Raw genomic sequence first — 11,122 nt, forward strand, 5'->3', positions numbered from 1 at the left:
ACGGGTTTACGGCGTCCCCCGCAACCGGACCCACCCGGCCACCCCTCAGGAAGCCAGCTTTTGACGTTGACGTTGACGTTGCCTCTGCGGGTGCAGGGCCGCAGGCCCTGCCGCTACCCCTCTTCCCGGCGCCCGCGCAGGATGTCCCGGAACCACTGCCGGTGATGCTTGTACGCCCACCCGTAGGTCACCTTGCCCTGGGTCATCGCCCGCACCGACCCCTTGATCCAGATCGCCGCATAGATGTGCACCACGATCGCGCAGATCAGCACCCAGCCGAACAGCGCATGGGCAAGTACCGAGAAGCGGATCACCCCGATCGGGAAGAAGTGGCTGAAGTACTGCCGCCAGATCACGAAGCCGGTCAGCAGCAGCGCCGACAGGCATCCGATGATGGCCCAGAACAACAGCTTCTGGCCGGCATTGAAACGGCCCACCGGCGGCAGCTTCTCATCCTCGTTGCGCAGTACATCGCGCATGCCGCGCATCCACGCGCGGTCGTCGGCGGTCGGCAGGTTGTCGCGCCACATGCGGAAGGCCAGCAAGGCAAAGCCCACCACCATGGCCAGGCCAACGAACGGGTGCAGGATTCGCGTCCACGGTCCACCACCGAACAGCTGGGTCAACGGGAACAGAGCAGGGTGGAACAACGCCAACCCGGACAGCGCGGTCAGCACGAAGCAGATCGCCACGATCCAGTGATTGATGCGGGTCGGCGCACGGTAGCGGATGATCTGGCGCGGGTGCGGGGCGTACTTCATGGCCGCTGCTCCTCTTCGATCTGCTTCGCCTCGTGTTCGGCTTCCTCTTCTTCCTCGTCATTGACCGTGTTGCGGCCGATGCCGATGTAATGCAGGAAGCCGGCGAAGGCGGTGGCGGCGATCGCCAGCACGCCCAGCGGCTTGGCCACGCCCTTCCAGACCTCCACCATCGGGCTGATGCGTGGGTCCTTGGGCAGATCGGCGTACAGCTCGGGTTTGTCCACATGCTGCAGCACGTACATCACGTGGGTGCCACCCACGCCCTGTGGGTCGTACAGGCCGGCGTTCTCGTAGCCGCGCGATTTCAGGTCTTCCACACGGCCGGCCGCATGTTCGGTCATCGCCTGCTTGCTGCCGAAGGTGATCGCGCCGGTCGGGCAGGTCTTCACGCAGGCCGGTTCCTGGCCCACCGCCACCCGGTCCGAACACAGCGTGCACTTATAGGCCTTGTGGTCCTTCTTGGAAATGCGCGGCACGTCGAACGGGCAACCGGTCACGCAGTAACCGCAGCCGATGCAGTTTTCTTCCTGGAAGTCGACGATGCCGTTGGCGTACTGGATGATCGCGCCGGGCGATGGGCAGGCCTTCAGGCAGCCCGGATCGCTGCAGTGCATGCAGCCTTCCTTGCGGATCAGCCACTCCAGCTTGCCCTTCTCGTCCTCGTACTCGCGGAACTTCATCACCGTCCACGACTGGTCGCTGAGGTCCGGCGGATTGTCATAGCTGCCAACGCAGCTGCCCACTTCGTCGCGCAGGTCGTTCCACTCCATGCACGCGACCTGGCAGGCCTTGCAGCCGATGCATTTGCTCACGTCGATCAGCTTGGCGACCTGGCCGGTGTGCGCACCGCGCGCTTCCGGCGAGGGCGTGGTGGTGGCCGAGCGGCGGATGATGTCCAGCGATTGCAGTGACATGGCGTGTCTCCTACACCTTCTCGACCTTGACCAGGATGCACTTCGATTCGGGCGTCTGCGAGTTGCCGTCACCGATGGCGTTGGTCAGCGTATTGGCGATGTAGCCGGGTTTGGCCGCACCGAGGAAACCCCAGTGGATCGGAATGCCCACCTGGTGCACGGTCTTTCCATCGATCTGCAGGGCCTTGATGCGCTTGGTCACCATCGCAACGGCTTCGATATGGCCGCGCTTGGAACTCACGCGCACGCGGCTGCCGTTGTTGATGCCCAGCTCGTCGGCCAGTGCAGCACCGATCTCGACGAACTGCTCGGGCTGGATGATGGCGTTGAGCTTGCCGTGCTTGGTCCAGAAGTGGAAATGCTCGGTCAGGCGGTAGGTCGTGGCCACATGCGGGAACTCGTCCGGCGAACCGATCTGGGCACGGTCGCTGGCGAACACGCGCGCGGCCGGGTTGTTGAGCGTCTGCGCCTGGCCCGGGCTGAGCGGGTTGCTGCGCAGCGGAGTATCGAAGGGCTCGTAGTGCTCCGGGAACGGGCCTTCGGCCATGCCGGCCTTGGCGAAGAAGCGGGCGATGCCTTCCGGGTTCATGATGAACGGGCCCATGCCGCCGGCCGGGTCTTCGTCGGCCTTGAAGTCCGGCACGTCCACGCTGCCCCAGTTCTTTCCGTTCCAGGCCAGCAGCGTGCGCCGCGGATCGAAGGGCTGGCCGGCCACGTCGCACGAGGCGCGGTTGTACATCACGCGGCGGTTGGCTGGCCACGCCCAGGCCCAGCCCAGCGTGTTGCCGATGCCGGTGGGGTCGCTGTTGTCACGCCGCGCCATCATGTTGCCGGTCGGGCCCCAGGCACCGATGTAGATCCAGCAGCCAGAGGAGGTGCTGCCGTCGTCGCGCAGGTCGCCGAACGCAGCCAGCTGCTCGCCGGCCTTGCGCACCAGTTTGGTCGGGTCCTTCGGATCGAACACATCGGCCAGCGCCTTGCCGTTGTATTCCATCGCCAGTTCTTCCGGCGTCGGCAGTTTCGGGTTGGAATACTTCCAGGCCAGGTCGCGCACCGGCTCCCACCACGCGCCGCCGTCCTTCTCGTACATCGCTTTGATGCGATGGAACAGCTCGGACATGATCTCGATGTCGCTGCGCGCTTCGCCCGGCGGATTGGCACCCTTCCAGTGCCACTGCAGCCAGCGCGAGGAGTTCACCACCGCGCCGTTCTCCTCGGCGAAGGAGGTGGTCGGCAGCCGGAACACTTCGGTCTGGATCGTGCTCGGGTCGACGTCGTTCAGCGCACCGTGGTTCTGCCAGAAGGCGATGGTCTCGGTTTCCAGCGGGTCCATGCTGACCATGAACTTCAGCTTGGAGAACGCACTGATCAGCTTGCCCTTGTTCGGCGCCGAGGCCAGCGGATTGAAGCCCTGGCAGATGTAGCCGTGGATCTTGCCTTCGTTCATCAGCTCGTACGCCTGCAGCATGTCGTACGGCTTGTCGAGCTTGGGCAGGTGGTCGAAGCACCAGTTGTTGTCGGCGGTGGCAGCGTCGCCCCACCACGACTTCATCAGGCTGACGTGGAACTTCGGGTAGTTCTGCCAGAACGACATCTGGTTGGCGCGCAGCGGCTTCTGCGTGCGCTTGGCGATGTAGGCGTCGTAGTCCTGCTCGTCCTGTTTCGGCAGCGTGAGGTAGCCGGGCAGCAGGTCGGACATCAGGCCGATGTCGGTCAGGCCCTGGATGTTGGAATGCCCGCGCAGCGCGTTCATGCCACCACCGGCCACGCCGATGTTGCCCAGCAGCAGCTGCACCATGGTGCCGGCACGCACGTTCTGCGCACCGATCGAGTGCTGCGTCCACCCCAGCGCGTACAGGATGGTCATCGCCTTGTCCTTGCCGGCGGTGGACGCGATCATCTCCCAGACCTGCCGGATGCTGTCGGCCGGCGTGCCGCAGATGCGTTCGACCATCTCCACGGTATAGCGCGCGTAGTGCTGCTTGAGCAGGTTGTAGACGCAGCGCGGGTCCTGCAGCGTCGGGTCGCTGCGCACGAAGCCATCGTCACCGTAGGCGTAGTCCCAGCTGGAACGGTCGTAGCTGCGCTTTTCTTCGTTGTAGCCCGAATACAGGCCGTCCTTGAAGGCGAACTCGTCCTTCACCAGGAACGACATGTCGGTGTAGTTCAGCACGTACTCGTGCTGAATGCGGTCCTCGGTCAACAGGTAGTTGATCAGGCCGCCCAGGAACACGATGTCGGTACCGGTGCGGATCGGCGCGTACACGTCGGCCACCGCGGCCGAGCGGTTGAAACGCGGATCGACCACGATCAGCCGGGCCTTGTTGTGTGCCTTGGCCTCGGTCACCCATTTGAACCCGCACGGATGCGCCTCGGCGGCATTGCCACCCATGATCAGGATCAGGTCGGCATTCTTGATGTCGACCCAGTGATTCGTCATCGCACCACGGCCTAGCGTCGGGGCAAGACCTGCCACCGTCGGGCCGTGTCAGACACGTGCCTGGTTGTCGAATGCCAACATGCCAAGGGAGCGGACGACCTTGTGGGTCAGCACCGCGGTTTCATTGCTGGTGGCCGAGGCTGCCAGCATGCCGGTGGTCAGCCAGCGGTTGACCGTCTGCCCGGCCTCGTTCTTCTGCACGAAATTGGCATCGCGGTCTTCCTTCATCAGCCGTGCGATGCGGTCCAGTGCATCGTCCCAGCTCAGCCGCTTCCACTCGTTCGAGCCGGGCGCGCGGTACTCGGGGTAGAGCAGGCGGGACTTGCTGTGGATGATGTCGGCCAGGCCGGCACCCTTCGGGCACAGCGTGCCGCGGTTGACCGGATGGTCCGGGTCGCCTTCGATATGGAAGATGCTCGGCTCGGCGTTCTTGGCGCCATCGCCGAGGCTGTACATCAGGATGCCGCAGGCCACCGAACAGTAGGTACAGGTGTTGCGGGTCTCGGTCGCGCGGGTCAGCTTGTACTGCCTGACCTCCGCGAGCGCGATGCCGGGCGCGAAGCCCATCAGTGCCAGACTGGAGCCGACCAGGGTTGTCCCGGTCACTTTCAGGAACTGGCGGCGGCTCATCGATGGCATGCCGTTCTCCTGGGATGGCGGGGAGGCGCAGGCCTCCGGGCTGTCGTTGGGTACGGCCCGGTTATAGCACAGGCCCCCGCACGCCCATGTGGCACAAGGCGCGGCGCCTGCCGGGCGGGCGCGCAACGGGGCGGCTCTGGTAAAGTTGCGTGCCCGCACCCCGGGGAAGCGTCTGCCGGGCCTGGTTCCAGGATGTTCCGCGCAGCCCCCGCCGTCCTGGCGCGATCCTCCGCGCCGGATCTGGAACATCGAGGAAAAATTTTGCGAAATCAACCCGTTGGATCCCCCGCATGAGCGCACCGTCGAAGCCGTCGGAGGCCGTTGCGCGCGGCACGCTGTACATCGTTGCCGCCCCGTCTGGTGCCGGCAAGAGCAGCATCGTCAATGCCACCCTGGCGCGTGACCCGCAGATCGCCCTGTCGATCTCCTTCACCTCGCGTGCGATGCGCCCGGGTGAAGTGAACGGCCAGCACTACCATTTCGTCTCTGCGGAAAAGTTCGAGGAAATGATCGCCGCCGGCGACTTCTTCGAGCATGCCTGGGTGCATGGCGACTGGAAGGGCACCGCCCGCCAATCAGTTGAACCGCAGCTGGCCGCCGGCCAGGACGTGCTGCTGGAGATCGACTGGCAGGGCGCGCAGCAGGTGCGCCAGCTGGTGCCGGGCACGGTCACCGTGTTCATCCTGCCGCCGTCCAAGCAGGCCCTGCAGGACCGCATGCGCAAGCGCGGCCAGGACAGCGAGGCGGTCATCGCCCAGCGCCTGGGCGCGGCCCGTGACGAGATGCTGCACTTCAACGAGTTCGACTACGTCATCGTCAACGAGGTGTTCGACACCGCCGTCGACGAGCTGTGCGCCATCTTCACCGCCAGCCGCCTGCGCCGGGAGGCCCAGAAGGTCCGCCACGCCGGCCTGATCCAGGCCCTGTTGACCCCTGATTCGGGCGCAACTGACTGATTCCAAAAGAATCGGGTGAGGGTTGGCTTGATTTTGTCCAGCCCCTGCCAGTACACTCCGTCCCCTTTCCCTCATTCGACTGAGCGGCCGACCGGTCGCCGGGAGCCCGTATGGCCCGCATCACCGTAGAAGATTGCCTGGAAGTCGTTAACAACCGTTTCGAACTGGTCATGATGGCTTCCAAGCGTGCCCGCCAGCTCGCCAACGGCGTGCAGGCCACGCTGGACAACAGCGAGACCGAGGACAAGCCGACCGTGCTGGCGCTGCGCGAAATCGCCGCCCGCAAGATCGACAACGCGCTGATCGACGAAGTCGAGAAGGCCGAGCGTGAGCGCGCCGAGCGCGAAGCGCTGGAGTGGGCTGCCGCGGAAGTGGTCGCCGACGAAGACATGTCCAAGAACGACGATTGATCGCATCGATCAACGTCATTGCTGGATCGCCGAACAGCCCGCCCCGTGCGGGCTGTTTCGCATTCAGGATTTGCCGTAAACGTCGCGCTGGAATAGGCTTCGGGCATGAACCCAGGCCCCACTGCCAAGGTCGCCGCAGCCCCCGCTGCCGCCGTACCCGACTACGTCCTCCAGCTTGAACGCGCCGCCCATTACCTGCCGCCGGAACAGCTGCCCCTGCTGCGCCGTGCCTGGGAAGTCGGAGCCGCCGCGCACGCTGGGCAGACGCGCAAGTCGGGCGAGCCCTATATCACCCATCCGGTGGCCGTGGCCCAGGTGCTGGCCGAGCTCGGCCTGGACGTGGAAGCGCTGATCGCCGCGATCCTGCACGACACCATCGAAGACACCCCGCTGACCCGTGATGCGCTGGCCGCCGAGTTCGGCGAAGCCGTGGCCGAACTGGTCGACGGCGTGACCAAGCTGGACAAGCTGAAGTTCCGCGACCGCCAGGAAGCGGCCGCCGAGAGCTTCCGCAAGATGCTGCTGGCAATGTCGCGCGACCTACGCGTGATCATGATCAAGCTGGCCGATCGCCTGCACAACATGCGCACGCTGGGCGCGCAGAGCCGCGAAGCGCGCGGCCGCATCGCCCGCGAGACGCTGGAGATCTATGCGCCCATCGCCCAGCGCCTGGGCATGAGCCTGGTCAAGAGCGAGTTGCAGAACCTGGGCTTCAAGGCGCTGTATCCGTGGCGCCACGCGATCCTGGAAAAGCACATCCGCAGCCAGCCGGTGGTACGCCGTGAAGCGCTGGCACAGGTGGAAGTTCAGCTGTCGCAGCGGCTGGCGAAGGAAGGCATCGAGCACCGCCTGGTCAGCCGCATCAAGACGCCGTGGAGCATCTACAACAAGATGCGCGACGAGAACAAATCGTTCGACCAGGTGATGGACGTGTTCGGCTTCCGCCTGGTCGTGCGCAGCGTGCCCAGCTGCTACCACGCGCTGGGGTCGGTGCATGCCACCTTCAAGCCGCTGGATGGCCGCTTCCGCGATTTCATCGCCATTCCCAAGGCCAATGGTTACCAGTCGCTGCACACGGTGCTGTTCGGGCCGTATGGCTCGCCGATCGAAGTGCAGATCCGTACCGAGGAAATGGACCTGATCGCCGAACGCGGCGTGGCCGCGCACTGGACCTACAAGTTCGGCGGTGATTCACCCAACAGTGCGCAGAGTCGTGCGCACGCCTGGATCGTCGAACTGATCGATTCGCAGCGTGCTGCCGGTTCCTCGCTGGAGTTCCTCGACAACGTCAAGGTCGACCTGTTCCCGGACGAGGTCTACCTGTTCACCCCGAAGGGCAAGATCCTGGCGCTGCCGCGCAACTCCACCGCGCTCGATTTCGCCTACGCCGTGCATACCGACGTCGGCAACATGGCCGTGGCCTCGCGCGTGGACAAGAAACTGGTGCCGTTGCGTACCAAGCTGGTGTCGGGCCAGTCGGTGGAGATCATCACCGCACGCTCGGCCACGCCGAAACCGCAGTGGCTGGAATTCGTGGTCACCAGCAAGGCGCGCACCGCCATCCGCCACCAGCTCAAGCAGCTGGAGCACGAGGACGCCGTGCAGCTGGGCCACCGCATGCTCGACCGTGCGCTGGAAGCGATGGATTCGTCGCTGGAACGGCTGCCGAAGGGGCGCCTGGATGCGTTCCTGGCCGAGCATCGTTTCCCACGCCTGGAGGCGCTGCTGGCCGAGGTCGCACTGGGCAACTGGATGCCGACCCAGGCCGCGCAGGCGCTGATGGCCTACGCCGAACTGCGTGGCGGCCCGCATTCGCGCCACCACTCGCAGGAAAAGATCCTGATCAACGGCAGCGAGCGCGGCGTGGTCACCTTCGCCGGCTGCTGCCAGCCGATTCCCGGCGACGAGATCATGGGCTACCACACCGCCGGCAAGGGCATCGTGGTGCACCGCATGGACTGCCCGAACCTGGCCGAACTGCGCAAGTCGCCCGAGCGCTGGGTGCCGATCGGCTGGGACACCACCGTTTCCGGCGACTACGACACCTCGCTGGTGGTGGAAGTGGAGAACGGCACCGGCGTGCTGGCGCAGCTGGCCGCCGCCATCGCGCAGAGCCATTCCAACATCGAGCGCGTGGATTACCTGGACCGCGACTTCAACGCCGCCGTGCTGGCGTTCAACATCCAGGTACGCGACCGCAACCACCTGGCCGAAGTGATGCGCCGCCTGCGCCGCCTGTCGGTCGTGCAGTCGGTACGCCGCCAGTAACGCCACGCCATGGGTGGATGCTTTCTGTAGAGCCGAGCCCATGCTCGGCTCTACAGACGGCGCATCACATGACCGGATTGCCGTAGATCCACGCCATGCGTGGATGCCCCCCCAGCCGGTACAATCACCGCTCTGTTTTCCCCCAAAGCACCGGAGCGACCCATGTCCCGCCAGATCATCAACACCGAAAAGGCCCCCGCCGCCATCGGCCCGTACTCGCAGGCCGTGCGCGCCGGCAACACCGTGTATTTCTCCGGCCAGATCCCGCTCGACCCGGCCACCGGCGATATCGTCGGCGCCGGTGACGTGGAAGCACAGGCCCGCCGTGCCTTCGACAACCTCAAGGCCGTGGCCGAGGCTGCTGGCGGCTCGCTGGACAAGGTCGTGCGCCTGGGCCTGTACCTGACCGACCTGGGCGAGTTCGCCAAGGTCAACGCGGTCATGCAGGACTACTTCCAGGCCCCGTACCCGGCCCGTTCCACCATCGAAGTCTCCGGCCTGCCGAAGGGCGCCAACTTCGAGGTCGACGCGGTGATGGTCATCGACTGACCGCCACGTGGCACGCAAGGCGGCGGTCACCCCGGTCCTGTCACCGTCCGGCGAAGCATCCCTGGCGATGCTCGCGGGCGTCGGTCCGGCCGTGGCCGCCAAGCTGCAGGCGCGTGGCCTGGCCACCCTGCAGGATCTCTGGCTTCATCTGCCGCTGCGCTATGAAGACCGGACCCGGCTGACCCGCATCGAAGACCTGCGCAACGGCGTGCCGGCGCAGGTGGAAGGGCGGGTAGTCGCGGTCGAGCGCGGCATGCGCTACCGGCCGATGCTGAAAGTAGCGGTGGAGGACGAAGGGCAGGGCACCCTGGTGCTGCGCTTCTTCCACTTCCGCCAGCAGCAGGTCGGCCAGTTCGCGGTCGGCAACCGGCTGCGCTGCTTCGGCACGCCCAAGCCGGGCCACCTCGGCCTGGAAATCGTCCACCCCAGCTACCAGGTACTGGGCCGCAACGACGATCCCGAACTCGGTGACCGCCTCGACCCGGTGTATCCCACCGTCGAAGGCGTCGGCCCGATGACCATGCGCAAGCTGATCGGCCAGGCGCTGGACCGCCTGCCCGAGGAAGGCACGCTGGAACTGCTGCCCAGCGGCTGGCTCGATGGCCTCGGCCTGCCGTCGCTGCGCAGTGCGCTGCTGACCGTGCACCGGCCGCCGCCGGATGCCGACCTGGCCGCACTGGCCGCCGGCACTCATCCAGCGCAGCGTCGCCTGGCGATGGAAGAGCTGCTGGCCCACCACCTCAGCCTGCGTCGCCAGCGCATCGCGCTGCAGGCGCACCATGCACCGCCGCTGGCCGGCCCCGGCAAGCTGGCCAAGGCATTGCTGAAGCAGCTGCCGTTCGCCCTGACCGGCGCACAGGCGCGCGTGTTCAAGCAGATCCGCGAGGACCTCGAGCGCCCCAGCCCGATGCTGCGGCTGGTGCAGGGCGATGTCGGCTCCGGCAAGACCGTGGTCGCCGCGCTGGCGGCGATGCTGGCGGTGGAGCAGGGTAAGCAGGTCGCATTGGCCGCCCCCACCGAACTGCTGGCCGAACAACATCTCAACAATCTGCGCGGCTGGCTGGAACCGCTCGGCGTGCGCATCGCCTGGCTGGCCGGCAAGGTCACCGGCAAGGCGCGCGCCAAGGTGATGGAGCAGGTCGCCAGCGGCGAAGCGCAGGTGGTGGTGGGTACCCACGCGCTGATGCAGGAGGCGGTGGTGTTCCAGGATCTCGCCCTGGCCATCGTCGACGAGCAGCATCGCTTCGGCGTGCACCAGCGGCTGGCGCTGCGTGACAAGGGCGCAGGCGGCAACAGCGTGCCGCACCAGCTGGTGATGACCGCAACACCGATTCCGCGCACGCTGGCGATGTCCGAATACGCCGACCTGGATGTCTCGGCCATCGACGAACTGCCGCCGGGCCGCACCCCGGTGCAGACCGTCGCATTGAACAACGATCGTCGCCCGGAGCTGATCGAGCGCATCGCCCTGGCCTGCCAGGAAGGGCGGCAGGTGTACTGGGTGTGCACGCTCATCGAGGAAAGCGAAGAGCTGGATGCCACGCCCGCGCAGGCCACCTACGAATCGCTGCAGGCGCTGTTGCCCGGCGTACGCGTGGGGCTGGTGCATGGCCGCCTGAAAGCCGCCGAGAAGCTGGCGACGATGGTCGCGTTCAAGGCCGGCGACATCGATCTGCTGGTGGCGACCACGGTGATTGAAGTGGGCGTGGATGTGCCGAACGCCTCGCTGATGGTGATCGAGAACGCCGAGCGCCTCGGCCTGGCCCAGCTGCACCAGCTGCGCGGCCGCGTCGGTCGTGGTTCGGCGGTATCGCGCTGCGTGCTGCTGTACCAGGCACCGCTCTCGCAGATGGCGCGTGAGCGCCTGCAGACCATGCGCGAAACCAACGATGGTTTCGTCATCGCCGAAAAGGATCTGGAGCTGCGCGGCCCCGGCGAACTGCTCGGCACCCGCCAGACCGGCCTGGCCGGTTTCCGCATCGCCGACCTGGCCCGCGATGCCGGCCTGCTGCCCGGCGTGCACGACCTGGCCGAGCGCCTGCTGGCCCAGCAACCCACGCTGGCCGACCGCGTCGTACAGCGCTGGATCGGCACCGCCGTGCGTTACGCCTCGGCGTAAGGCACGGGCTCTGACCCCATTCCCGGCATGCCCATCCACGCATGGCGTGGATCTACTGTAGAGCCG

Annotated in this window: 8 protein-coding genes; 5 read left to right on the forward strand and 3 right to left on the reverse strand. The window is 66.2% G+C overall.

Features of this window, described 5'->3' with window-relative positions:
* Positions 1-113: 113 nt before the first annotated feature.
* The 3 genes from G5A07_RS20515 to fdnG are packed head-to-tail and all read right to left on the reverse strand — an operon-like array spanning position 114 to position 4,754.
* On the reverse strand, positions 114-761 hold the full coding sequence (locus tag G5A07_RS20515; protein ID WP_043400330.1) for a formate dehydrogenase subunit gamma: 648 nt from the start codon (positions 759-761) through the stop codon (positions 114-116).
* Positions 758-1,675, reverse strand: a complete 918-nt coding sequence (gene fdxH / locus G5A07_RS20520) for a formate dehydrogenase subunit beta (protein WP_019338770.1) — start codon at positions 1,673-1,675, stop codon at positions 758-760. The genes G5A07_RS20515 and fdxH overlap by 4 nt, the downstream gene beginning before the upstream one ends.
* A gap of 10 nt (positions 1,676-1,685) precedes the next feature.
* Positions 1,686-4,754 (reverse strand): formate dehydrogenase-N subunit alpha, encoded by a 3,069-nt coding sequence (gene fdnG, locus G5A07_RS20525; RefSeq protein ID WP_191863926.1) that lies wholly within the window; start codon positions 4,752-4,754, stop codon positions 1,686-1,688.
* Between the two features lie 290 nt (positions 4,755-5,044).
* Between fdnG and gmk the strand changes: the two genes are divergently transcribed.
* From gmk to recG, 5 genes are all read left to right on the forward strand, one after another.
* Positions 5,045-5,710: a guanylate kinase gene (gmk, locus tag G5A07_RS20530; RefSeq protein WP_010484044.1), complete on the forward strand. Its 666-nt coding sequence runs from the start codon at positions 5,045-5,047 to the stop codon at positions 5,708-5,710.
* 110 nt (positions 5,711-5,820) lie between these two features.
* The gene (gene rpoZ, locus G5A07_RS20535; protein ID WP_005410877.1) at positions 5,821-6,120 is read left to right on the forward strand and encodes a DNA-directed RNA polymerase subunit omega; all 300 of its coding nucleotides are present in this window, start codon (positions 5,821-5,823) and stop codon (positions 6,118-6,120) included.
* Positions 6,121-6,225: 105 nt separating this feature from the next.
* Positions 6,226-8,388 carry a bifunctional (p)ppGpp synthetase/guanosine-3',5'-bis(diphosphate) 3'-pyrophosphohydrolase gene (locus tag G5A07_RS20540; protein WP_191863927.1) on the forward strand — a complete coding sequence of 721 codons (2,163 nt, stop codon included), beginning with the start codon at positions 6,226-6,228 and terminating at the stop codon, positions 8,386-8,388.
* 162 nt (positions 8,389-8,550) lie between these two features.
* Positions 8,551-8,937 carry a RidA family protein gene (locus G5A07_RS20545; protein ID WP_005410875.1) on the forward strand — a complete coding sequence of 129 codons (387 nt, stop codon included), beginning with the start codon at positions 8,551-8,553 and terminating at the stop codon, positions 8,935-8,937.
* A 7-nt stretch (positions 8,938-8,944) separates the two neighbouring features.
* Complete coding sequence (recG, locus tag G5A07_RS20550; RefSeq protein WP_191863928.1) at positions 8,945-11,056, forward strand: ATP-dependent DNA helicase RecG; 2,112 nt, start codon at positions 8,945-8,947, stop codon at positions 11,054-11,056.
* Positions 11,057-11,122: the final 66 nt, after the last annotated feature.

The sequence above is a fragment of the Stenotrophomonas sp. AS012628 genome (assembly GCF_010608305.1).
Classification (GTDB): Bacteria; Pseudomonadota; Gammaproteobacteria; order Xanthomonadales; family Xanthomonadaceae; genus Stenotrophomonas; species Stenotrophomonas geniculata.